This is a genomic window from Delftia sp. WSY_12, from assembly GCF_043104645.1.
Lineage (GTDB): Bacteria > Pseudomonadota > Gammaproteobacteria > Burkholderiales > Burkholderiaceae_C > Comamonas > Comamonas tsuruhatensis.
Genome location: NZ_JBICKW010000060.1, coordinates 21,381 through 44,150, shown reverse-complemented (window position 1 = coordinate 44,150; position 22,770 = coordinate 21,381). Strand labels below are relative to the sequence as shown.

Genomic DNA, 22,770 nt, shown 5'->3' with positions numbered 1-22,770 from the left:
CGCGCTCATGCAGCACCTCCGAGTTCATGCCCGGCATCCAGCGCCAGCGCGCGCACGGCATCGACGAACTGGTGGGCCCGGTCCTCGTAGTTGCGGAACATGTCCAGGCTGGCGCAGGCGGGCGACAGCAGCACGGCATCGCCTTCATGGGCGCGCGAGGCGGCCAGCTGCACGGCATCGGCCATGGTGGTGGCATCGACCAGGGGCACGCCGCAGTCCTGCAGCGCAGCGCGGATGCGGCCCGCGTCGCGGCCGATCAGCACGGCGGCGCGCACGTGGCGCGACACGGGTGCGGCCAGCGGAGAGAAATCCTGGCCCTTGCCGTCACCGCCCAGGATGACCACGATGCGGTGGTCAGGCCCCAGGCCCGACAGCGCGGCCACGGTGGCGCCCACGTTCGTGCCCTTGCTGTCGTCGTAGTACTCCACGCCGTTGACGCGGCCGATGGGCTGGACGCGGTGAGGCTCGCCCCGGTACTCGCGCAGGCCGTAGAGCAGGGGCGCCAGCGTGCAGCCGCCCGCGCTGGCCAGGGCCAGGGCGGACAGGGCATTGATGGCGTTGTGCCGGCCACGGATGCGCAGTGCGTCGGCAGGCATGAGGCGCTGGATGTACAGGTCTTCGGCGTTCTTGCCCTTGGCGGTTTCGTCGGCCTCATGGGCGCGCACCAGCCACGTCATGCCGCTGACCACTTCCAGGCCGAAGTCGCCGGGGCGGCGCGGCATGTCGCCGCCGAAGGTGATGTGGGCGCGCTGCTGGGGCTTTTGGCGCTTGCCCGGCGGCACCACGGGCGCCGGCAGCATGCGCATGACCTCGGGGTCTTCGCGATTGAGCACCATGGTGCCGCTGCTGCCGAAGATGCAGGCCTTGGCATCGGCATAGGCGCGCAGGCTGCCGTGCCAGTCCAGGTGGTCCTGGGTGATGTTGAGCACGGCGGCGGCCGTGGGCTCGAACATCTGCACGCCATCGAGCTGGAAGCTGGACAGCTCCAGCACCCAGGCCTGGGGCAGCGCTTCGGCATCGATGGCCTGGGTCAGCGTGTCCAGCAGCGTGGGGCCGATATTGCCGGCCACGGCCACGCGCAGGCCCGCATGCTCCAGCAGTTGGCCGGTCAGCGAGGTGACCGTGGTCTTGCCGTTGGTTCCGGTAATGCCCAGCACGGTGGGACGGTAGCCATGGGCTGCGGCCAGGGCCTTGAGCGCCATGGCGAAGAGATCGAGTTCGCCGCCCACGGGAAGGCCCTGGGCGCGCGCGGTATCGACCACGGGCGCCACGGCGGCCGGGCTCAGGCCGGGCGAGCGGTAGACCAGGCCCAGGCTCTGGCCGTCCACCAGTTGCGCCGTGAACTCGCCGGGCACGAAGCGCACCTGGGGCAATTCGGTGGACAGCTGCTGCAGCTGGGGCGGTGCCTGGCGCGTATCGGCCACGATGACTTCGGCGCCGCAGCGCACGCACCAGCGTGCCATGGCCAGGCCCGAGGCGCCCAGACCCAGCACGAGCACGCGCTGGCCCTGCAGGTGCTGGACCTGCTCGCCGGGCCAGCCGGCAGCCACGGGTGGCAGTACCTGTTCGGCTTCAACCGCCTCTTCGGTGGCGACCGGGGTGACCTCGGCGTCGGAGGAATCCGAGATGCTGGGGTCGGCAAAGATCTGGGCCACGAAGGCAGCGGCATCCCTGGCTGCCGTCAGCGTGGAGATGTCGGGTACAGGCTCGGTCATCGCCGCAGGGGCCGGGGCTGCCTCAAGCCCAAGCGCCTGCGAAGGCTCCGCAGCCAGCGGCTGCTCTGCGCCTTCCAGAGCCGCAGCCGGCGAATCGTCCAGGACCGGATCCGCGACCGGCTCGTCCGCCCGCTCGCCGGCAGACTCCGAGGCAAAGTCGGCCCCCTTGGCCAGTTCCGCATGCAGCGCCGGGACAGCGGGCTCGCCAGCCGGCAGCGCAGGAGGTTCGGTCTTGAAGTCTTCGGTGTTCATGGACTCACCTCAGCTTCAGCGTGGACAGGCCCAGCAGGCACAGCAGCATGGTGATGATCCAGAAGCGGATCACGACCTGGGTCTCCTTCCAGCCACTCTTTTCGAAGTGGTGGTGCAGCGGCGCCATCTTGAGCAGGCGGCGTCCCTGGCCATAGCGCTTCTTGGTGAACTTGAACCAGGTGACCTGCAGCATCACCGACAGCGCCTCGACCACGAAGATGCCGCCCATGATGGCCAGCACGATTTCCTGGCGAACGATCACGGCGATGGTGCCCAGCGAAGCGCCCAGCGCCAGCGCGCCCACGTCGCCCATGAAGACCTGGGCCGGATGGGCGTTGAACCACAGAAAGGCCAGACCCGCTCCGGCCATGGCCGCGCAATACACCAGCAGCTCGCCCGAGCCCGGGATGTGCGGGAACAGCAGGTACTTGGCGTAGCCGGCATTGCCGGTGACGTAGGCAAAGATGCCCAGGGCCGAGCCCACCATGATCACAGGCATGATGGCCAGGCCGTCCAGGCCATCGGTCAGGTTCACCGCATTGCTGGCGCCCACGATGACCAGGTAGGTCATGACCACGAAGCCGAGCACGCCCAGCGGGTAGCTGACTTCCTTGAAGAAGGGAACAAGCAGGCCGGCCTTGGGCGGCAGGTCCAGCGAAAAGCCCGACTGCACCCAGGTCACGAACAGCTCGAAGACCTGGGCATTGGTGTTCTCCGAAATGCAGAACACCAGGTAGAGCGCGGCCAGCAGTCCGATGACGGACTGCCAGAAATACTTCTCGCCCGAGCGCATGCCCTCGGGGTCCTTGTTGACCACCTTGCGCCAGTCATCGACCCAGCCGATGGTGCCGAAACCCAGGGTGACCAGCAGCACGATCCAGACGAAGCGGTTGGACAGGTCGAACCACAGCAGCGTGGACACGGCGATGGACAGCAGGATCAGCGCCCCGCCCATGGTGGGCGTGCCGCTCTTGGCCAGATGGGTTTCCATGCCGTAGCCGCGCACGGGCTGGCCGATCTTGAGCGAGGTCAGCATGCGGATCAGGCGCGGTCCGGCCAGCAGGCCGATGACCAGGGCCGTGAGCGCGGCCATCACGGCGCGCATCGTGAGGTACTGGAAGACGCGCAGAAAGCCGAACTCGGGGGACAGGCCCTGCAGCCATTGGGACAGCATCAGCAGCATGCGGCCTCCTTCTTGCAACCGTCATCCTTGCCGGCCGCCTCGACCGCCTGAACCACCTGCTCCATCTTCATGAACCTCGAACCCTTGACCAGAATGCTACCCACCTCAGGCAGCGCGGCACAGGCTGCCTGTTGCAGCGAGGCCATGTCTTCGAAATGCCGGGCACCTGCACCGAATGCGGTGGCGGCGGATGTGCTTTGCGCGCCCAGCGTGAACAGCCGGGCAATGCCCAGGCTGCGCGCCAGCGCGCCCGCCTCGGCATGGAATTGCGGCCCCTGGTCGCCGACCTCGCCCATGTCGCCCAGCACCAGCAGCTGGGGAGCGGGCAGTTCGCGCAGCACCTCGATGGCAGCGGCCACCGAATCGGGATTGGCGTTGTAGCTGTCGTCGATCACGGTGACCGGGCGGCCTTGCACCGAAACGCCCAGCGCGCGCGAGCGGCCCTGCACGGGCTCGAACACGCTCAGGCCGCGTGCGATGTCGGCCAGCGGCACGCCGGCAGCCTGGGCGCAGGCCGCTGCGGCCAGCGCGTTGCGCACGTTGTGGCGGCCGGCGATGTGCAGGCGCACCGGCGCCTCGCCCTCGGGCGTGGCCAGGGTGAACTGCCAGGCATCGCCCAGCCACAGCGCGTCACGCGCGTGGATATGGGCGTCGTCGCCAGACTCGCCGAACAGCAGGCATTGGCGGGCGCCCGCCAGCTCACGCCACAGCGGCGTGTAGGTGTCGCCTGCGGGGAACACGGCCACGCCGTCGGCGGGCAGGGCCAGCAGCACGCTGCCGTTTTCGCGCGCCACGGCCTCGACCGTGTGCATGAATTCCTGGTGCTCGCGCTGGGCGTTGTTGACCAGGGCCACCGTGGGTTGGCCGATGGCGGCCAGCTCGGCAATCTCGCCGGGATGGTTCATGCCCATCTCCAGCACGGCCACGCGGTGCTGGCCGGTCATGCGCATCAGGCTCAGCGGCAGGCCGATGGAGTTGTTGAAGTTGCCGCGCGTGGCCAGCGCCGCCTCGCCCGCATGGGCACGCAGGATGGAGGCCACCATCTGCGTGACCGTGGTCTTGCCGTTGCTGCCGGTGACGGCGATCAGCGGCAGCGCAAAGCGCGCGCGCCAGGCCGTGGCCAGCGCGCCCAGGGCGGCCAGCGAATCGGGCACTTCGATGCCGGACAGGCCTGCAGCCTCCAGGCCGCCATGGGCCAGGGCTGCGGCGGCACCGGCCTCGCGGGCCTGGACCAGGAACTGGTTGGCATCGAAACGCTCGCCCTTCAAGGCGACGAACAGATCCCCGGCCTGCAGCGTGCGAGTGTCGGTGTGCACGCGCGTGAGCACGGTCTGGCCGTTGCCGACCAGCCGTGCCTGGGGGATATGCGACTGGATCAGCTCCAGCGCTTGTTGCAAGGTCATCATGACCGCTTCTTTCCTTCACGGGCCGCCAGCGCCTTGCGCGCCTCGGCCATGTCGGAGAACGGATGGCGCTGGCCTGCCGTCTCCTGGTAGTCCTCATGTCCCTTGCCGGCGATCAGCACCACGTCGCGTTCGCTGGCGTGCGCGATCGCCTGGGCGATGGCCGCCGCGCGATCGGCCTGGGACTGCAGGTTCTCGCCCGGCTGCATGCCGGCCAGGATCTGGTCGATGATGCGGTCGGGCACTTCGCTGCGCGGGTTGTCGCTGGTGACCAGCACGCAGTCGGCATTCTTCTGGGCGGCCTGCCCCATGAGCGGCCGCTTGGTGGCATCGCGGTCTCCACCGCAGCCGAACACGCACCACAGCCGGCCCTGGCGCTGCTCGGCGGCCGGGCGCAAGGCGCGCAGGGCCTTGTCCAGCGCGTCAGGCGTGTGGGCGTAGTCCACTGCCACCAGCGGCTGGCCGGGCTGGACGATCTGCTGCATGCGGCCGGGCACGGGCTCCAGGTGGGCGCAGGCAGCGACGGCCTGGTCCAGGCTCAGGCCCAGGCAGCGCAGCGCTGCCAGCACACCCAGCAGGTTGGATACGTTGTACTGGCCCACCATGCGCGTGTGCATGCGCAGGCTGTGGCCGGCCTCGATCACGGTGAAGCTCAGGCCCTCGGCGCCCAGCGCGATGTCCTTGGCCTGCAGGCGCGCCGCGCCCTCGATGGAAATGCTCCAGACATCGAGCGCGGCAGAGGATGGGCGCGACTGCAGCGTGGCCCACAGGCGCGCGCCGTGCGCGTCGTCCACATTGACGACGGCGGCCTGCAGGCCGGGCCAGTCGAACAGCGCGGCCTTGGCATCCCAGTAGGCCTGCATGCTGCCGTGGTAGTCGAGATGGTCCTGCGTGAAATTGGTGAACATCGCCACGCGGATGCGCGTGCCGTCCAGCCGGTGCTCGACGATGCCGATGGACGAGGCCTCGATGGCGCAGGCCGCCAGGCCCGCATCGGCGTACTCGCGGAATGCGCGCTGCAGCCGCACCGGGTCGGGCGTGGTCATGCCCGTGGATTCCAGGGCGGGCGGGATGCCCACGCCCAGCGTGCCCACCAGGGCGCAGCCGCTGCGCTCTTGCAGCTTCACCTGGGCCAGCGCATGCGCCAGCCACCAGGCCGTGGTGGTCTTTCCGTTGGTGCCGGTGACGGCCAGCACGTCGATCCGGGCGCTGGGATGCTGGAACCACTGGTCGGCGATCAGGCCCGTGGCGGCCTTGAGGCCGGGCAAGGCCGCGATGTGCTCGCCGGAAAAACCGAAGGGCTCGACGCCCTGCGCTTCGACCAGGCAGGCCACGGCGCCGCGCTCCAGGGCCGAGGCCACATGGGCGCGGCCATCGGTGGCCGCGCCGGGCCAGGCAATGAAGGCATCGCCGGGCCGGACCTTGCGGCTGTCGGTCTGCAGCGTGCCGCTGCCTTGCAGGCGGGCGGCCAGCCATTGGACAGCCTCGGTGGCCGACGACAGCATCAGCAGGGCTTGGGAGGAACTCATAGCGAGGGCTCCTCCACGGGATTGGCGACGATCAAGGGCTTGACTTCCATATCGGGCTGCACGCCCATCAGGCGCAGCGTCTGCTGCACCACTTCGCTGAACACGGGTGCCGCCACGGTGCCGCCGTAGATGGTGCCGGCACTGGGCTCGTCCACCATCACGGCGACGATGATGCGCGGGTTCTCGATGGGCGCCATGCCCGTGAACCAGGCGCGGTACTTGCCGGCGGCATAGCCCTTGCCCTGCTGCTTGCGGGCCGTGCCCGACTTGCCGCCCACCGAGTAGCCGATGGTCTGGGCGCGCTGGCCCGTGCCGCCGGGGCCGGCCGCCAGGGCCAGCATCTTGCGCACCTCGTTGGCCGTGCGCGGAGAGAACACGGGCACGCCCACGGGCGGCTCGTCGGTCTTGACCATGGTGGCCGGGATCACGCGCCCGCCGTTGGCAAAGACGGTGTAGCTGCGCGTCATCTGCAGCAGGCTGGCGGACAGGCCGTAGCCATAGCCCATGGTGGCCTGCTCCACCGGCCTCCAGGTCTTGTAGGGACGCAGGCGACCGCTGGCGGCGCCGGGAAAGGAGATCTGCGGCTTCTGGCCGAAGCCCACGGCCGAGAAGGTTTCCCACATTTCCTTGGCCGGCATCTGCAGCGCGATCTTGGTCGTGCCCACGTTGCTGGACTTCTGGATCACGCCGGCCACGGTGAGCAGGCCGTAGTTGTGGGTGTCGGAAATCGTCGAGCCCGTGACGTTGACGCGGCCCGGCGTGGTGTCGATGGGCGTTTCCGGCTTGAAGCGGCCCGACTCCAGCGCCAGGCCGATGGTGATGGGCTTCATGGTCGAGCCGGGCTCGAAGGTGTCGGTGATGGCGCGGTTGCGCAGCTGCTCGCCCGTCAGGTTCTTGCGCTTGTCGGGCACGTAGCTGGGGTAGTTGGCCAGGGCCAGCAATTCGCCGGTGTGCGCATCCATGACCACCACGCTGCCCGCCTTGGCCTTGTGCGCGATGACCTGCTCCTTGAGCTTCTGGTAGGCGAAGTACTGGACCTTGCTGTCCACGGACAGCTGGATGTCCCGGCCGTCCTGAGGCGGCACTTCCTCGCCCACGCCCTCGACCACGCGGCCCAGGCGGTCCTTGATCACGCGGCGCGAGCCGGGCTTGCCACCCAGCTCCTTGTCGAAGGCCAGCTCCATGCCTTCCTGGCCATGGTCTTCCACATTGGTGAAGCCCACGATGTGGGCGGCCGATTCGCCTTCCGGGTACTGGCGCTTGTATTCCTTGCGCTGGTAGATGCCCTTGATATTGAGGGCATGGATCTGCTGGCCCACGTCCCAGTCGAGCTGGCGCTTGATCCAGACGAAGGTCTTGTCCTCGTCGGCCAGCTTTTCCATCAGCGCGGGCAGCGGCATCTCCATGAGCGCGGCCAGCTGCTTGAGCTTGGCCTTGACCTCGGGGTCGTCCTGCTCGACATCTTCGGGAATGGCCCAGATGCTGGCGGCCGGCACGCTGGAGGCCAGGATCAGTCCATTGCGGTCCAGCAGGCGGCCGCGGTTGGCCGGCAACTCCAGCGTGCGCGCAAAGCGCACCTGGCCCTGGCGCTGGAAGAAGTCGTTGCCGAACACCTGCACATAGGCCGCGCGTGCACCCAGGCCGACAAAGCCCAGGCCCAGCATGGCCACGATCATCTTGCTGCGCCACAGGGGTGTCTTGGACGCCAGCAAGGGGCTGGAGGTGTAGAGCACGCTGCGCGTCATGGAGCCACTCCCGTGCGCGCATCGTCATTGACGTACTGGGCGATGGCCGGCGTCGCCGGCTTCATCTGCAGGCGCTCGCGCGCCATGACCTCGATGCGCTGCGGCGTGGCCTGGGCGCGCTTTTCCACCTGCAGGCGCTGCTGCTCGGTGGCCAGGCGGCGCGATTCGGCCACGGCGCGGTCCAGTTCGGTGAACAGCCGGCGCGACTCGTACTGGTTGTGCACCAGGAAGATGGCGCTGGCCATCACCGCCAGCAGCAGCACGAGGTTCAGGCGCAGCATGCCACGCCCTCCTCTTGCGCCAGACGGTGCGTGCGCTTCATGCAGGCACCTCGGTGCGGCGGGCCACGCGCATCACGGCCGAGCGCGAACGCGCATTGGCGGCGACCTCGGCCTCGCTGGGCTTGATGCGGCCCAGGGCTTCAAGGCGCATGGGTGTGGGCGCGGCAAAGGGTGCGCGCCGGTCATAGACTTCCTTGGAATGCCTGGCAATGAACTGCTTGACGATGCGGTCTTCCAGCGAGTGGAAGCTGATCACCACCAGGCGCCCGCCCGGCGCGAGCACGCGCAGGCTGGCCTCTAGCGCCTGTTCGAGTTCTTCAAGCTCGGCATTGATGAAAATCCGAAGAGCCTGGAATGTGCGTGTCGCTGGGTTCTGCCCAGCCTCGCGGGTCCGGACCGCGCCAGCCACGAGCTCGGCAAGCTCCGCGGTATTGCGAAGGGGCCCCTGGCTTTCGCGCCGAGCAACAATCGCCTTTGCAATGGGGCCAGCAAACCGTTCTTCGCCGTAGTCACGTATCACCTCCGCAATCTGCTGGGCATCGGCTTCCGCCAGCCAGTCCGCCACGCTCTGACCGCGCGTGGTGTCCATGCGCATGTCCAGCGGACCCTCGAAGCGGAAGCTGAAGCCACGCTCGGGGTTGTCGATCTGGGGAGAGCTCACCCCCAGGTCCATCAGCACGCCCTGCACGCTGCCGGCCGGCAACTCGCCCAGGTGGCGAAACCCTTCGTGCCGAATCGAAAAACGCGCATCGGTGATGCGCGCTGCCTCTTCGATCGCGTCCGGGTCCTTGTCGAACGCCAGCAAGGTCCCGCCCGGCCCTAGCCGCTGGAGAATGCGCCGGGAATGCCCGCCTCGCCCGAACGTCGCGTCCACCCATTGCCCGGCAACGGGCTGCGCGGCGCCGCCCAGCAGCGCATCGACGGCCTCGTCGAGCAAAACGGTGATGTGTTGCAACGGCTGATTCAAGAGAACGCCTCTTTCCTAGAAAGCAAAATCCTGGAAGGCCGCAGGCATCTCTTCCTGCATGGCCTTCGCTTCATGTGCCTCATAAGTGGCCTTGTCCCACAGCTCGAAATGGTTGCCCATGCCCAGCAGCACGACCTCCTTGGTCAGACCCACGGCGTCGCGCAACTCGGGCGACACCAGCACACGGCCGGTGGCATCCATGTCCACGTCCATGGCGTTGCCCAGGAAGATGCGCTTCCACCACTGCGCCGACATGGGCAGCTGCGCGATCCGCTCGCGGAACTGCAGCCACTCCGTGCGCGGGAACAGCATCAGGCAACCATGGGGGTGTTTGGTGAGGGTGACCTGGCCCTGCGCCATGGCCAGGAGGGCGTCACGATGCCGGGTCGGCACAGACAGCCGCCCCTTGCCATCGAGATTCAGCGAGGACGCCCCTTGAAACACGGTCAGTCACCCCGGTCGGTTGGAGCCATCGCGTCCCGGAAATCGGGGCACAAAGGCAACTTTCACCACTTAATTGCACTTTTTTGCACTGTAGCAGCAATTTGGTGTTTCACAACCCGGGAATGGACAATTATTTGCAATGAAATCAACAACTTAGAGATCGAATGCAATGTGAGTGATGACAAAAAACCGAGACTTTACAAGCACTTAGGGGAGTGATTGCAAGTGAACTCTCAATCCCGGCAGGCAATTGCAACGATTCAATTCGCTGGCGACCGGGTGCAACTCGGGCCGGCCTCCTACAAAAAGTGACTGCCCGGCAATGCGGGCAGTCACTTCGACGGCGGCCGCTCGGCCGCCGGGGCAGGCTTCAGAGGATGAAGCGAGACAGGTCTTCGTCCTGGCTCAGGGACTGCAGGCGCTGGTCCACGTAGGCCGCGTCGATGGTGACGGTCTGCCCCGAAAGCTTGGCCGCATCGAAGCTGACCTCGTCCAGCAGCCGCTCGAGCACGGTGGACAGGCGGCGCGCGCCGATGTTCTCGGTGCGCTCGTTGACCTCGAAGGCGATGCCGGCCAGCCGGGTGATGCCTTCGGGCGTGAACTCCAGCGTGACGCCTTCGGTGGCCAGCAGAGCCTGGTACTGCTTGACCAGGGAGGCATGGGTCTGGGTGAGGATGGCCTCAAAGTCCTGGACCGACAGCGAGTCCAGCTCCACGCGGATCGGGAAGCGCCCCTGCAGCTCGGGGATGAGGTCGCTGGGCTTGGACAGGTGAAAGGCGCCCGAGGCGATGAACAGGATGTGGTCGGTCTTGACCACGCCGTACTTGGTGGAGACGCTGGTGCCCTCGACCAGGGGCAGCAGGTCGCGCTGCACGCCCTGGCGCGAAATGTCGGAGCCGCTGCTTTCCTGGCGCGTGGCGACCTTGTCGATCTCGTCGATGAAGACGATGCCGTTTTGCTCCGCATTGGCAATGGCGCGCGTGCGCACGTCTTCCTCGTTGACGAGCTTGGCCGCTTCCTCGTCGGTCAGCAGCTTCATGGCCTCGGCAATGCGCAGCTTGCGCGTCTTGCGCTTTTCCTGGCCCATGTGGCTGAACATGCCGCGCAACTGCTCGGCCATCTCCTCCATGCCCTGCGGGCCCATGATCTGCACCTGAGGCGGCGCGTCGGCCACGTCGATATCGATTTCCTTGTCGTCGAGCTGGCCTTCGCGCAGCTTCTTGCGAAAGACCTGGCGGGCCGTGCTGTCGGCAGCCACCTCGCCGCTGCGGGCCTGGGGCACGAGCACGTCGAGGATGCGGTCCTCTGCAGCGTCTTCGGCGCGCAGGCGCAGCTTCTTCATGTCGGCCTCGCGCGTCTGCTTGACGGCGACCTCGGCCAGATCGCGGATGATGGCATCCACGTCCTTGCCCACGTAGCCCACTTCGGTGAACTTGGTGGCCTCGACCTTGATGAAGGGCGCATCGGCCAGCCGCGCCAGGCGGCGCGCGATCTCGGTCTTGCCCACGCCGGTGGGGCCGATCATGAGGATGTTCTTGGGCGTGATTTCCTGGCGCAGGCCGTCGGCCACGTTCTGGCGGCGCCAGCGGTTGCGCAAAGCGATGGCCACGGCGCGCTTGGCACCGGTCTGGCCGACGATGTGGCGGTCCAGTTCGGAGACGATCTCCTGGGGGGTCATGGCAGAGGACATGGTGTGTATTCGAAGCATTGCGCCGCCAGCCCCGCTTCCGTTACCTGGCCGCTGGCGGCTATCCGTTTCAATGGCCGGGCGAGAACCGCCCGCGCCGCGAGGGTCTCAGAGCGTCTCGACCGTGTGATGCATGTTGGTGTAGATGCACAGCTCGCCGGCAATCGCCAGCGACTTGCGCACGATCTCCTCGGCCGACAGCTCGGTGTTGGTCAGCAGCGCCTTGGCCGCCGAGTGCGCGTAGGCGCCACCCGATCCGATGGCCACGATGCCCTGCTCGGGCTCCAGCACATCGCCGTTGCCGGTGATGATCAGCGAGGCCGATGCATCGGCCACGGCCAGCATGGCCTCCAGCCGGCGCAGCACGCGGTCGGTGCGCCAGTCCTTGGTCAGCTCGATGGCCGCGCGCGTCAGATGGCCCTGGTGCTTTTCCAGCTTGGCCTCGAAGCGCTCGAACAGCGTGAAGGCGTCGGCCGTGGCGCCGGCAAAGCCGGCCAGCACCTTGCCGTGGTAGAGCTTGCGCACCTTGCGCGCCGTACCCTTGACGACGATGTTGCCCAATGTGACCTGGCCATCGCCACCGATGGCGACCTGCACGCCTTCGGGGGTCTGCCGGCGCACGCTGATGATGGTGGTGCCGTGATACTGTTCCATAGCGGTGCCAGATGAGGGCGGCTCCCGCCTTCTCAAGAGCCCCTCCAAAGAATGCCGCCGCTCGGCAGGTCAGTCCCGTCTCGGCGTTACCTGCGCATGCTCCTGGATGCCGATCACATTGAAGAATACGGCCACCAGCTGGTGCAGCTGACCGAACTGCAGCACATGGCCCAGCGACTGCATGTGGGCCGCCCAGTTGAGCACGGAGCCGGCCGCCGCAAAGTCCATGCGCACCAGCTGGGTGCAGTCGATGAACACCGGCTCGCCCAGGCTGGCGCCTTCCTGCACCGGGTCCAGCCAGGTGGAGGCATCGCCTTCGATGGTGCCGGACAGCGCAAATCGCACGGCATCCGCCGGGGCGGCAGCGCCCGGCTGCACAGGGGCTTGTGCACCGCCGGACTCGACGGCTTGCGTCAGGCACTGGCAGACCGGGTCCACCCATGCAGGTGGCGAGACTTCGTAGGTCACGCAGTAGTCCAGGGCCACCAGCTCGAAATCATCCTGCCGGTTCATCAGGCGCAGCACGGCCATGCGCAGGCGCCACCACAGCGTATCCACAGCGGAGTCGCCCGACGGAGCCAGCTCACCCAGCAGCGCCTGCAGCCGGTCCGCGTTGAGCAGCACGAATACGCCCTGGGAATCGGCCCATTGCTGCAGCAGCGCCTCCAAGGCGGTGGCTGCCGCCTCGTCGATGTGGCTCACGGCAGCCCAGTCCAGGGTCCAGGGACCGGCGGCCTTGGCCTGGGAGGCCTTCAGCGCCGTGACGGCGCTGGGCGTGACCTGGGCAGGAGCGCTCCAGCGCCAGCCGCGCCCTGCCGCTGCGCCGGGAAGGGGCGCCATCGCGGCGGTGCGCTGCTGCGGCATCGCGAACCACTGGGGAGCGGAGCGGCCGAAGCGCGCCGCGAATTCAATGCCGGCCTTGTCGAACTGCAGCGGGCGATCGGCCGCGCGGTACAGGTCCAGCAAGGCCAGCCAGACCGGCAGCTGCGCAGGCACATCGCGCCGCTCGATCAGCTCCAGCATGCCCTGCTCGGCGCCGTCCACGTCACCATTGGCAAAGAGGATGGCCGGCTCTTCGAGGTCGGGATCGTGCTCGAACACCACGAAGGATGGCGGCACCATGTCCATGGGCTGCGGGGCAGAGACCTCGGTGGCCGCGAAGGCGGGCAGAAAATCGGTGGCCCCTTCCAATGGCCGCAGAGGGCGGGCCATGGGCATGGAATCCATGAGGGGAGCCGTGGAGACGGACGGCACCTGCGGCGCAGGTGCCAGGCTCATGGGCAAGGTGGTGGCAAAGGCCGCCACATCGCCGGCCGAGGCGATGGCCGCAGGCACCACGTCGCTGAGCATGGGGATCTGGCCCGGCGGCGGCTGCTTGCGAAACGACGCCGGCGCGGGGTTGCCGCCAGCGGGCAGCGCCATGGGAATGGTGGTGGCGTCGGCCGCCTGCTTGCCCCGCCACCATTGCTGGGACATCTGGGCCTCGATCTCGTCGATCTTCTTGAGCGTGACGGCGCGCTCGCCGGAGGATTTGGAGCTCAGCAGGCTGCTGAGGAATTGCGAGCCCTGCGCAGCCGGTCCGGGCACGCCGACGCCGACAGATGCGCTGCCCGGCCGGGAGGCCTGTTGCAACTCGGCCTGGCGCAGGCGGCGCAACTGGTCGAATTCGCGCTTGCGTACGAAGTCGTTGCGGCGCTTGCGCTCGATCATTTCCTTGAGCGCCTGCTTGCTGTACTGGCTCTCCTGGTCAGCGTCGAGGCCGTCGAGATCGGACCAATTGACCGTCGGGTGGCGCACAAAGCGCACCACCTTGGACAACAACCCTCCCGATTTGCTGCTCTCTTCTTTTGCCATGGCGAATCAGATTAGCACCACCGTTCCGAAGGCCGTTGCCGCAACTCAATCTCCGTACATCTTCTGCTTGAGCTCGCGTCGCTGCTGGGCCTCCAGCGACAGCGTGGCCGTGGGACGGGCCAGCAGGCGGCCCACGCCGATGGGCTCGCCGGTTTCGTCGCAGTAGCCGTAGTCGCCTGCGTCGATGCGTGCAATGGATTGCTCGATCTTCTTGAGCAGCTTGCGCTCGCGGTCGCGGGTGCGCAGTTCCAGCGCGTGCTCTTCCTCGATGGTGGCGCGGTCGGCCGGATCGGGAACCACCACGGTGTCCTCGCGCAGGTTTTCTGCCGTCTCGCCCGCGTTGGTGTGCATGTCGTGCTTGAGAGTGAGCAGCTTCAGGCGGAAGAACGCCATCTGCTTCTCATTCATGTAGTCGTCATCGGACATGGCCAGCACTTCGGCATCCGTCAGCTCCTCCGCCGACTTGGTCTTCCAGGCATTGGCCAGCTTGGGGTCTCGTTTCGTCGATCCCGACGAAGGCGTTTGCGTAGTGGTAGGCATAGTGTTGGTTTCGCTAACTTAGTCCGAGCCGGGGGCATCGGACGGGGCCATGGATGGTACTGTCAATCGAGGCGCCCGGGTCGAATGCCATGTAGGACAGCCGATCGCCGCAGTTGCGGAACCTGCCGGCTTCCCCTTGCGGCGGGGTGCGGCAATCCAGGCCGTGCGGCGGCCGTGCGTGCAAAGAGCCCTTTTCCAGCCGGCGCGGGAGGCCAGGTCGACGACGCCGACCGCAGTGCGGACCGCGGCCTTCTGGCTTGCAGCCGGGGCCTGGGCGACCACTGACGGCTTCTTGCTGGATTCGGCGCTCACTTGCTGTCTCCTCACGGTATGGGCGACCCCTGCGGGGCAGTCCATTGGGCTTGGGGGCTCTCTTCAGGGGCGCGATTGTATCGATGCTCTACAGGAGCGCAAGCCGTTGCACATACCCCACATGAAAGCAGAGGAACCGCCTGCAGATGCGGGCGGCTCCTGCGTCAATCAGATGTCAGCAAAAACCATGTGATTCCTCACAAAAGTTCACAGACGGCTCAGACCAGGCACTGCTCCAGGCCCTGCAGGAAGATGTCCTGGGGCAGGTCGATGCCGATGAAGACCATCTTGCTCTGGCGCTTTTCGTCTTCGGCCCATTGCGGTCCCAGGTCGCTGCCCATGAGCTGGTGCACCCCCTGGAAGATGACCTTGCGCTCCGTGCCCTGCATGTTCAGCACGCCCTTGTAGCGCAGCATGCGCGGGCCATAGATGTTGACGATGGCGCCCAGGAAGTCCTCCAGGCGGGCCGGGTCGAACGCCCGGTCGGCACGGTAGACGAAGCTCTTGACGTCGTCATCGTGGTGATGGTGGTGAGGATGATTGCAGTGTTCGCCGTGCTCGTGCTCGTGATCATGGGCGTGGCTGTGGGCGTGGTCGTGCCCGCAGTTCTCGTCATGCTCGTGGTCATGGCTGCAGTGCTCGCCATGCTCGTGCTTGTGATCATGGCCGTGGTCGTGATCGTCTTCCTTGAGGAAGTCGGGATCGATGTCCAGCTTGGCATTGAGGTTGAAGCCACGCAGGTCGAAGACTTCGTTCAGGGGCACTTCGCCGAAATGCACGGCGCGGATGGGCGCGCGCGGGTTCATGTGCTTGAGGCGGTGGATGAGCGCGTTCTTCTCGTCCTCGCTGACCAGATCGGTCTTGGACAGGAAGAGCTGGTCGGCAAAGCCGACCTGGCGGCGCGCTTCCTGGCGGTCGTCCAGCTGCTGGTTGGCGTGCTTGGCGTCGACCAGGGTCAGGATGGAGTCGATGAGATAGGTCTCGGCGATCTCGTCGTCCATGAAGAAGGTCTGGGCGACGGGACCGGGATCGGCCAGGCCCGTGGTCTCGATCACGATGCGGTCGAACTCCACCAGGCCCTTGCGGCGCTTGGAGGCCAGCAGCTGCAGGGTCTCGCGCAGGTCTTCGCGGATGGTGCAGCAGATGCAGCCGTTGCTCATCTGCAGGATCTGCTCCTTGGACTCCGTCTTGAGAATGTCGGTGTCGATGTTTTCTTCGCCGAACTCGTTCTCGATCACGGCGATCTTCATGCCGTGGGACTCGCTGAGCACGCGCTTGAGCAGCGTGGTCTTGCCCGAGCCCAGGAAGCCGGTAAGGATGGTGACGGGAATCAGTGCCATGGGATTGCTTTCAGAAAATTCAGCAAAGGGAAGCGGCAAGGCCCGTCCACCATGGACGGGCCTTGTCGAAAAGACGTTCCGAATAAGTTTAGCGAGCCTGTCAAGTGCTGTTTTGCCAGAGGGCTTGGCCTTTTTTATTCGAGGTTGTCCTTTTCAGGGGTTTCGCCGATTTCGCCGACTTGCCTGCTGTCGCCGCTCTTGCGGCGCGCGCGCGGGTGGGCGCTCTCGTAGGCCTGGGCCAGATGCTGGAAATCCAGGCGCGTGTAAATCTGCGTGGTCGAGATGCTGGCGTGGCCCAGCAGCTCCTGCACGGCGCGCAGATCGCCACTGGACTGCAGCATGTGGCTGGCGAACGAATGCCGCAGCACATGGGGATGGACACCGGCCGAAAGGCCGGCCTGCTGCCCGCGCTGGCGCAGCCGCGCCCAGACCGACTGCGCGCCAAGGCGCTCGCCGCGCCGGCCGATGAAAAGGGCGGGTTCGTGTTGCGCAGCCTGCGCGGCCGCACCCGCAAGACCCGTTTCCCGAAGGGCCAGCCAGCGCTGCAGCGCCTGCAGCGCGGCCGCTCCCACGGGCACGGTGCGACGCTTGCCGCCCTTGCCCTGCACGTGGGCGTCGGCGGACTGCAGGTCTATCCAGCCACGGCCCTGGCGCTGCGTGTCCTGGCCGGGCGCCACGTCCAGCCCCACCAGCTCGCCCACGCGCAGGCCGCAGCTGTACAGCAATTCGGTGATGGCGGCGTCGCGCGCCTCGATCCAGGGGTCGGCATCGGCGTTGCTGAAGGCGGCCAGCTGCACGGCGTCATCCACGCCCAATGCCTTGGGCAGGGGTTTGGGTGCCTTGGGGCCGCGCACGCCCTCCACAGGATTGAAAGGCACCAGCGACTGCTGGGCCGCCCAGCGGAAGAAGCTGCGCCAGCCGGACAGGATGAGCGCAATGCCGCGCGGGCTGCGGCCCCGGGAATGCATCCGGGCCACGAAACGGCGGATGTGGGCGGGCTGCAGCGCCAGCAGATCCAGGCCGGCGTCGCGGGCCATGGCGCACAGCCGGGCCATGTCCAGCGCATAGAGCTCGCAGGTGCGGTCGGCCAGGCGCTTTTGCACGCGCACATGCTCCAGATAGGCATGGACGGCGGAGGGGAGCAGCGCCAGGTCCTCTGCCTCCAGATCCTCTGCCGGAAGGCCGCCTTCCGGGAGCCCGTCCCTGTCCGATGCCCCCGGCATGGGCTTTCAGCCGATCAGCCGCGCGCCAGGGTCAGCGCCACGGGCCGCATGCGCGAGAGGGCCGCGCTGGCCAGGGCCGCGATGCGCGAGAGGAATTCCGTGCCCATGGTGGCCTCGAAGCGCAGCGGATCGGGCGAACCCAGGACCAGCATGCCGAAGGCATGGGCCGGGTTGCCGGGGTCGCCATCGTGCAGGGTGAGCAGGGCCAGGGACTGGGCCGCGTCGGGATCGACCAGCCAGCCGCCGGGCTCGAAGCCCATGTTGGGGCCGCAAAACGGCATGGTCAGCGAGGCAGCGAAGGACTTGGCATCGTCGCTGACGCCCATGGTGTAGATGCTGCTGGTCTGCGCGCCGGAGACGTTCCACAGGCGCAGGGCCACCTGGGGCACCTCGAAGACATGCTGCAGGCTGGCCGTCAGCGCATGGGGCAGTTCGCGCAGGTCCTGGACCTTGGCCAGGGCGCAGCTCCAGGCGTGCAGCTTGTCGGCGATGGAGGCGTTCTCGCTGCTGTGCCGCATCATGTCCATGATGCGGTGCTCCAGGCCCTTGATCTTCTCGCGCAGCATCTCGGCCTGGCGTTCCTGCAGGCTTACGGTGCGCGGGCTGTGGCTGCTGACCAGCTGCACGCGCGCGAGCATCTCGGCGTGGCGCTCGAAGAATTCCGGATGGTTCAGCAGGTAGTCGGCAATCGTCTCTTCGGTGACGGCGATATCGGTAGTGCTGTTCATGGCTGGTCGGGAACCTCGATCTGTCCTTCAAAAACAAACTCTGCGGGGCCGGTCATGCGCACTGCGCCGCCGTCCCACTCGATGGTCAGCCGGCCGCCGCGGGTGTGCACATCGACGCGCGCGTCGAGCAGCCCCCAGCGGATGCCGGCCACCACGGCCGCGCAGGCGCCCGTGCCGCAGGCCAGCGTCTCGCCGGCACCGCGCTCGTACACACGCAGCCGGATCTGGCCGCGATCGACGATCTGCATGAATCCCGCATTGACGCGCTGGGGAAAGCGCGCATGGCGCTCGATCAGCGGGCCCCAGGTGGCCACGGGCGCATGGTCCACATCGTCCACCAGCTGCACCGCATGCGGGTTGCCCATGGAAACGGGGGCGATCCAGACCGTGGCCTCGTCGCCCAGCTGCAGAGGCCATTGCTGCGCCGCACCCAGCGGGCGGGGAACCAGGCCTGCACCATCGAAGGGCACCAGGGCGGGCTCCAGCACGGGCTGGCCCATGTCCACGGTGACGCGGCCATCGGCATGCAGCTCGGGGGCGATGAGGCCGGCCAGCGTCTGCACGCGGATGACGGACTTGTCCGTCAGTCCCTTGTCGTGCACATAGCGGGCAAAGCAGCGCGCGCCGTTGCCGCACTGCTCGACCTCGCCGCCGTCGGCGTTGTGGATCACGTATTCGAAGTCGATGCCTTCGGCGGGCGAGGGCCGCACCGTGAGGATCTGGTCGGCGCCCACGCCGAATTGGCGGTGGGCCAGAAAGCGGTACTGGGCTGCGCTCAGGCCCAGCGGGCCGGCGGTTTCGTCAAGGACCACGAAATCGTTGCCAGCGCCCTGCATCTTGGTAAAGCGGATCTGCATCCCGCGATTATCCCCTGCACGGCAGCCTCATGGCGCAATCCGGGGCATGCCCTGGTGCAGACCGCCATCCAGCCGCCTGCGTCTCCGGCGCAACAGCACGATGCAGGTCCATCCGCATAATGCCCCCATGACCCGCCCCAGCCAGCTCCTGCACCCCCAGCGCCAGCCCGTAGACACGCTCAAGGCCTCCACCGTTTTGCTGATGCGCGACCGCGCCGATGGCAGCGGACTGGAAGTGCTCATGACAAGGCGCTCGCCCAAGGCCAGCTTCGTGCCCAGCGCCTATGTCTTCCCGGGCGGCGGCATCGAGGCCCAGGACTCTGCCGACGCCGCCCATGCCTGCGCCAGCACCCGCCCCGCCCAGGCCGGCGATGGCCTGCGCGTCACCCAGGCCATCGCCGGCCTGCGCGAGACTTTCGAGGAGCTCGGCATTTTGCTGGCCCACGATGCCCAGGGCCGACCGGTATCGGCCGCCGAGCTGGCCACGCTGGACCGCAATGCTCCCCTGGTTCCCCAGTGCGAGGCACGCGGCCTGCGCCTGGCCGTGGATGCGCTGTGGTACCTGGCCCACTGGACGGCCGACCGCGACCTGCCCCGGCGCTTCGATGTGCCTTTCTTCGTGGCGCGCATGCCCGAAGGCCAGGAGCCTGACGCCGACGGATCGGAACAGTTCGAGCCCATCTGGGTGAGCCCCCAGCAAGCGCTGGAGCGCCACCGCGCCGGCAGCTTTCCCATGATCTTTCCCACCATCCGCACGCTGGACCGGCTCAGCCGCTTCGCGGGCACCGATGCCGTGTTCGCCGCCCTGCAAGGCGAGCGGCCGCTGTGGCAGTGCTGCCCGCGCACCGGCTTTCTCGATGGCAAGGAAGCCCGCCACATGGAGGACGAGGCCCCCTTCGGCGAGCTGGAAATGGTCTGCCCGGACGGCCAGATCCTGCACACGCTGGACTGGCAGAGCGAGCGCGCCGTGCCCCTGCGCAAGAACCTGCTGCGCCTGACGGCCCCCAACCCCGGCGTGATGACCGGCCCCGGCACCAACAGCTATCTGGTGGGCGATGCCGCCACGGGCTACATCTGCATCGATCCCGGCCCGGCCGACGCCGCCCATGTGCAGCGCCTGTTCGAGGCGGCCGGCGGCGACATACGCCACATCCTGTGCACCCACTCCCATGCCGACCATTCGCCGGGCGCAGCCCTGCTGCAGGCGCTGGCGGTGCAGGCCGGCAAGCCACGCCCGGCCATCGGCGGCCTGCCTTCGGCACCCACGGCCCGGCCGGCCAGCCGCTTCACGCCAGACCACGTGCTGGCAGATGGCCAGCGCATCGCCGTGCAGGATGCGCAAGGCACCGTCACCCACACGCTGCAGGCCGTGTTCACGCCGGGCCATGCGGCCAACCACGTGTGCTTTCTGCTGGAGGAAGATGCCCTGCTGTTCAGCGGCGACCACATCCTCAACGGCAGCACCACCATCATCGATCCGCCCGACGGCAACATGCGCGAGTACATCGATTCGCTGGACAGGCTGGACGCGCTGTGCGCCGCGCACGATGCGCGCTTCATCCTGCCGGCCCATGGCTATGTGCTGGGCTTTGCGCGCCAGGCGATCGCCAAGCTGAAGGCCCACCGGCTGGCGCGCGAGGCCAAGGTGCTGGCCGCCATGCAAAGACAGCCCGACGGCAGCGTGCAGGACTGGGTGCGGCTGGCCTATGACGACGCCCCGCCGCAGCTGTGGCCGATTGCCGAGCGCTCGCTGCTGGCGCATGTGGAGCGCATCCGTGCGCTGTGCGGGCGGCAATGACCAGCAATGACCGGCAATGACCGACGACGCGCGCGGGGCCTGGTATCTGGTTAAGCTGCGCGCATGTCTGAATCTGAAAGCGTTCGCCTGGCCAAGCGCCTGGCCGAACAGGAACAATGCTCGCGCCGCGAGGCCGAGCTGCATATCACCGCCGGCAACGTCCAGGTGGACGGCAAGGTCGTGCAACTGCCCGAGACGCGCGTGCGCCCCGAGCAGCAGGTCACGCTGCGCAGCGGCGCCCAGCCCGAGGCCGTGCCGCCCGTCACCCTGCTGATGAACAAGCCTGCGGGCTATACCCAGGGCCGGCCCTATGGCCGGGTGCGCAGCGCCCACTCCCTGCTGGGCGAAGCCAGCATGGCCCAGGTGGACACGCCCATGCCGCTGCTGGTGCTGGCCCAGCACTTCAAGAACCTCGAGTCCTTTTTGCCCCTGCCGCTGCCGGCCAGCGGCCTCATCGTCTACACCCAGGACAAGCGCGTGGCGCGCAAGCTGGGCGAGGAAGGCATGTGGCTGGAGCAGGAATGCATCGTCGGCGTCGAGGGCCAGATCCACGAGGACGGCCTGGAGCTGATGAAGGCCGGCCTGCCGATCGGCAAGCGCCAGCTGCCGCCCTGCCGCGTGAGCTGGCAGAACGAGAACCATCTGCGCTTTGCGCTCAAGGGCATCGCCCCCGACGAGATCGACGCCATGTGCACCGAAGTGGGCCTTCGCGTGGTCAGCCTGCGCCGCCTGCGCATTGGCCGCCTCTCTCTGGCCAAGGTGCCCGAAGGCCAGTGGCGCTACCTGATGCCCTGGGAGCGGTTCTAGGCCGGCATTGCCGGGTGCGCGGCGGGCAGCGCATTCGGCAAATGAGAATCATTTCATAGAATGCGGGATTCCCGTGCTGCCTTCGGGCCTCCCGCATGCCTGCGCCCGCCTCTTCCTCTTCTTCCCTGCTGAGCACCTTCCAGGACAGCTACCACGAGCTGGTGCGCTTCGTGGCGCGCCGCGCCGGCCCGCAGGCCGCGCGTGACCTGGTGCATGACGCCTGGATACGCCTGGCCGAACGCCAGCGCGGCGAAAGCAATGCGCCCGCCGCGCCGGACAGTCCGCCAGGCGCCAGCCGCGCCTATCTCTACGCGGTGATGGAGAACATCGCCATCGACCACCTGCGCCATGGCCAGCGCACGGCCGAGCGCTTTGACACCAGCGCGAGGGAAGGCGAGCCGCCCTCCCCCCTCAGCCCCGATGTGGCCGACACCCATTCCTACCGCCAGGCCCTGGCCGGGGTCGAAGGCGCCCTGGCGCAGTTGCCCGCGCGCTGCCGCGACATCTTCCTGGCCGACCGCATCGAGGGCGCCTCGCATGCCGAGCTGGCCGAGCGCCACGGCGTCTCGGTCAAAACCGTGGAACGCGAGGTCATGCGCGCCATGGACAGCGTGGAAGCCTCGCTGCGCCGCTGGCGCGGAGACACCGCCGCACCCGCACCACGCACGGGCCGCCGCCGCGCCCTGTCCACCCTGCTGGGGATGGCGGGCCTGGGTGTCGGCAGCCCGGCGATGTGGCTGGCCTGGCGCCAGTGGATGCCGCAGTACCAGGTGCGACTGGCCACGGCCACCGGCCGCCTGCTGAACCAGCCCCTGCCCGACGGCAGCAGCTTGACGCTGGACGCCGCCAGCCGTGCCGAGGTGGACTTCTACGCCACGCGCCGCCAGGTGCGGCTGCTGGCCGGCAGCGCATTCTTCGCCGTGGCGCGCGACACGGAACGGCCCTTCATGGTCCAGGCGGCGGACGTACAGGTCACCGTGCTGGGCACGCGCTTCGAGGTGGCGCTGGAGGACGATGCGGTGCTGGTCGCCGTCGATGCGGGCCGCGTGCAGGTGCGCGACGGCAGCGGCGCCCGGCATGAACTGGGCGCAGGCCAGATGCTGCGCCTGGCGCCAGGCCAGACGGCCGCCGTGCAAACGGTTGCGGCTGTGGCCGCTTGGCGCGAAGGCTGGCTGGACTTCCAGAACACGCCGCTGGCCGAGGTCGCCCGCCGCCTGGAGCGCTACAGCCTGCAGCCACTGCGCGTGGAGCCCGACGCCGCCGCCCTGCCCGTGCTCGGGCGCGTGCGCATTGCGGCGGCCCAGGGCTGGCTGCGCATGCTGCCGCGCACCCTGCCGGTCAGCGTGCAGGAAGAGGTGCAGGAAAAGGAGCAGGGCCCGGGAACCGGGCGCACCCTGGTCATCCGCCGCCGCAGCTGATGCGCTGATGCGCCCATGGCACCGGAATGCACG

At 67.9% G+C, this 22,770-nt stretch carries 19 protein-coding genes; 3 read left to right on the top strand and 16 right to left on the bottom strand.

What is annotated here, in order from left to right; all coding sequences use genetic code 11:
- Positions 1-5: 5 nt before the first annotated feature.
- The 16 genes from murD to dapF form a co-directional block, all read right to left on the bottom strand.
- On the bottom strand, positions 6-1,967 hold the full coding sequence (murD, locus tag ACF8LI_RS26130) for a UDP-N-acetylmuramoyl-L-alanine--D-glutamate ligase (protein ID WP_392414522.1): 1,962 nt from the start codon (positions 1,965-1,967) through the stop codon (positions 6-8).
- A 4-nt stretch (positions 1,968-1,971) separates the two neighbouring features.
- Complete coding sequence (mraY, locus tag ACF8LI_RS26125) at positions 1,972-3,150, bottom strand: phospho-N-acetylmuramoyl-pentapeptide-transferase (RefSeq protein WP_392414521.1); 1,179 nt, start codon at positions 3,148-3,150, stop codon at positions 1,972-1,974.
- A complete protein-coding gene (gene murF / locus ACF8LI_RS26120) occupies positions 3,141-4,556 on the bottom strand; it encodes a UDP-N-acetylmuramoyl-tripeptide--D-alanyl-D-alanine ligase (protein ID WP_392414520.1) in 1,416 nt (471 codons plus the stop codon). Before murF ends, mraY begins: the two co-directional genes overlap by 10 nt.
- Positions 4,553-6,082: a UDP-N-acetylmuramoyl-L-alanyl-D-glutamate--2,6-diaminopimelate ligase gene (locus tag ACF8LI_RS26115; protein ID WP_016453129.1), complete on the bottom strand. Its 1,530-nt coding sequence runs from the start codon at positions 6,080-6,082 to the stop codon at positions 4,553-4,555. Before ACF8LI_RS26115 ends, murF begins: the two co-directional genes overlap by 4 nt.
- Complete coding sequence (locus ACF8LI_RS26110) at positions 6,079-7,827, bottom strand: penicillin-binding protein 2 (protein ID WP_013804112.1); 1,749 nt, start codon at positions 7,825-7,827, stop codon at positions 6,079-6,081. The genes ACF8LI_RS26115 and ACF8LI_RS26110 overlap by 4 nt, the downstream gene beginning before the upstream one ends.
- Complete coding sequence (ftsL, locus tag ACF8LI_RS26105) at positions 7,824-8,108, bottom strand: cell division protein FtsL (protein ID WP_012203393.1); 285 nt, start codon at positions 8,106-8,108, stop codon at positions 7,824-7,826. Before ftsL ends, ACF8LI_RS26110 begins: the two co-directional genes overlap by 4 nt.
- A 37-nt stretch (positions 8,109-8,145) precedes the next feature.
- The gene (gene rsmH / locus ACF8LI_RS26100) at positions 8,146-9,075 is read right to left on the bottom strand and encodes a 16S rRNA (cytosine(1402)-N(4))-methyltransferase RsmH (RefSeq protein ID WP_034366292.1); all 930 of its coding nucleotides are present in this window, start codon (positions 9,073-9,075) and stop codon (positions 8,146-8,148) included.
- Between the two features lie 15 nt (positions 9,076-9,090).
- Positions 9,091-9,519 carry a division/cell wall cluster transcriptional repressor MraZ gene (mraZ, locus tag ACF8LI_RS26095; protein ID WP_026062826.1) on the bottom strand — a complete coding sequence of 143 codons (429 nt, stop codon included), beginning with the start codon at positions 9,517-9,519 and terminating at the stop codon, positions 9,091-9,093.
- A gap of 370 nt (positions 9,520-9,889) precedes the next feature.
- The gene (gene hslU, locus ACF8LI_RS26090) at positions 9,890-11,209 is read right to left on the bottom strand and encodes an ATP-dependent protease ATPase subunit HslU (RefSeq protein ID WP_191625484.1); all 1,320 of its coding nucleotides are present in this window, start codon (positions 11,207-11,209) and stop codon (positions 9,890-9,892) included.
- Between the two features lie 105 nt (positions 11,210-11,314).
- Entirely contained in the window at positions 11,315-11,860 is a 546-nt protein-coding gene (gene hslV, locus ACF8LI_RS26085) for an ATP-dependent protease subunit HslV (RefSeq protein WP_016448040.1), read from the bottom strand.
- A gap of 69 nt (positions 11,861-11,929) precedes the next feature.
- Positions 11,930-13,714, bottom strand: a complete 1,785-nt coding sequence (locus ACF8LI_RS26080) for an STAS domain-containing protein (RefSeq protein WP_252653258.1) — start codon at positions 13,712-13,714, stop codon at positions 11,930-11,932.
- 45 nt (positions 13,715-13,759) lie between these two features.
- Positions 13,760-14,254 (bottom strand): RNA polymerase-binding protein DksA, encoded by a 495-nt coding sequence (dksA, locus tag ACF8LI_RS26075; protein WP_016448042.1) that lies wholly within the window; start codon positions 14,252-14,254, stop codon positions 13,760-13,762.
- 530 nt (positions 14,255-14,784) lie between these two features.
- On the bottom strand, positions 14,785-15,906 hold the full coding sequence (locus ACF8LI_RS26070; RefSeq protein WP_252653259.1) for a GTP-binding protein: 1,122 nt from the start codon (positions 15,904-15,906) through the stop codon (positions 14,785-14,787).
- A gap of 134 nt (positions 15,907-16,040) precedes the next feature.
- Positions 16,041-17,129, bottom strand: coding sequence for a tyrosine recombinase XerC (locus ACF8LI_RS26065; RefSeq protein WP_016453127.1), 1,089 nt, complete (start codon positions 17,127-17,129; stop codon positions 16,041-16,043).
- Positions 17,130-17,143: 14 nt separating this feature from the next.
- Positions 17,144-17,857: a DUF484 family protein gene (locus tag ACF8LI_RS26060; RefSeq protein ID WP_016448045.1), complete on the bottom strand. Its 714-nt coding sequence runs from the start codon at positions 17,855-17,857 to the stop codon at positions 17,144-17,146.
- Complete coding sequence (dapF, locus tag ACF8LI_RS26055) at positions 17,854-18,714, bottom strand: diaminopimelate epimerase (RefSeq protein WP_016448046.1); 861 nt, start codon at positions 18,712-18,714, stop codon at positions 17,854-17,856. Before dapF ends, ACF8LI_RS26060 begins: the two co-directional genes overlap by 4 nt.
- A gap of 127 nt (positions 18,715-18,841) precedes the next feature.
- On the opposite strand from dapF, the gene ACF8LI_RS26050 reads away from it, so the two are divergent.
- The 3 genes from ACF8LI_RS26050 (at position 18,842) to ACF8LI_RS26040 (ending at position 22,737) form a co-directional block, all read left to right on the top strand.
- On the top strand, positions 18,842-20,512 hold the full coding sequence (locus ACF8LI_RS26050; RefSeq protein WP_070080665.1) for an MBL fold metallo-hydrolase: 1,671 nt from the start codon (positions 18,842-18,844) through the stop codon (positions 20,510-20,512).
- 63 nt (positions 20,513-20,575) lie between these two features.
- Entirely contained in the window at positions 20,576-21,319 is a 744-nt protein-coding gene (locus ACF8LI_RS26045) for a pseudouridine synthase (RefSeq protein ID WP_012203381.1), read from the top strand.
- Positions 21,320-21,414: 95 nt separating this feature from the next.
- Positions 21,415-22,737, top strand: coding sequence for a sigma-70 family RNA polymerase sigma factor (locus tag ACF8LI_RS26040; protein ID WP_392414519.1), 1,323 nt, complete (start codon positions 21,415-21,417; stop codon positions 22,735-22,737).
- Positions 22,738-22,770: the final 33 nt, after the last annotated feature.

Coding starts and splice junctions, on each gene's coding strand:
- ACF8LI_RS26050 (WP_070080665.1), top strand. CDS start 18,842: ATGACCCGCCCCAGCCAGCTCCTGCACCCCCAGCGCCAGCCCGTAGAC.
- ACF8LI_RS26070 (WP_252653259.1), bottom strand. CDS start 15,906: ATGGCACTGATTCCCGTCACCATCCTTACCGGCTTCCTGGGCTCGGGC.
- ACF8LI_RS26040 (WP_392414519.1), top strand. CDS start 21,415: ATGCCTGCGCCCGCCTCTTCCTCTTCTTCCCTGCTGAGCACCTTCCAG.
- ACF8LI_RS26080 (WP_252653258.1), bottom strand. CDS start 13,714: ATGGCAAAAGAAGAGAGCAGCAAATCGGGAGGGTTGTTGTCCAAGGTG.
- mraY (WP_392414521.1), bottom strand. CDS start 3,150: ATGCTGCTGATGCTGTCCCAATGGCTGCAGGGCCTGTCCCCCGAGTTC.
- ftsL (WP_012203393.1), bottom strand. CDS start 8,108: ATGCTGCGCCTGAACCTCGTGCTGCTGCTGGCGGTGATGGCCAGCGCC.
- murF (WP_392414520.1), bottom strand. CDS start 4,556: ATGATGACCTTGCAACAAGCGCTGGAGCTGATCCAGTCGCATATCCCC.
- dksA (WP_016448042.1), bottom strand. CDS start 14,254: ATGCCTACCACTACGCAAACGCCTTCGTCGGGATCGACGAAACGAGAC.
- murD (WP_392414522.1), bottom strand. CDS start 1,967: ATGAACACCGAAGACTTCAAGACCGAACCTCCTGCGCTGCCGGCTGGC.
- ACF8LI_RS26060 (WP_016448045.1), bottom strand. CDS start 17,857: ATGAACAGCACTACCGATATCGCCGTCACCGAAGAGACGATTGCCGAC.
- ACF8LI_RS26045 (WP_012203381.1), top strand. CDS start 20,576: ATGTCTGAATCTGAAAGCGTTCGCCTGGCCAAGCGCCTGGCCGAACAG.
- ACF8LI_RS26110 (WP_013804112.1), bottom strand. CDS start 7,827: ATGACGCGCAGCGTGCTCTACACCTCCAGCCCCTTGCTGGCGTCCAAG.
- hslU (WP_191625484.1), bottom strand. CDS start 11,209: ATGTCCTCTGCCATGACCCCCCAGGAGATCGTCTCCGAACTGGACCGC.
- hslV (WP_016448040.1), bottom strand. CDS start 11,860: ATGGAACAGTATCACGGCACCACCATCATCAGCGTGCGCCGGCAGACC.
- ACF8LI_RS26065 (WP_016453127.1), bottom strand. CDS start 17,129: ATGCCGGGGGCATCGGACAGGGACGGGCTCCCGGAAGGCGGCCTTCCG.
- dapF (WP_016448046.1), bottom strand. CDS start 18,714: ATGCAGATCCGCTTTACCAAGATGCAGGGCGCTGGCAACGATTTCGTG.
- ACF8LI_RS26115 (WP_016453129.1), bottom strand. CDS start 6,082: ATGAGTTCCTCCCAAGCCCTGCTGATGCTGTCGTCGGCCACCGAGGCT.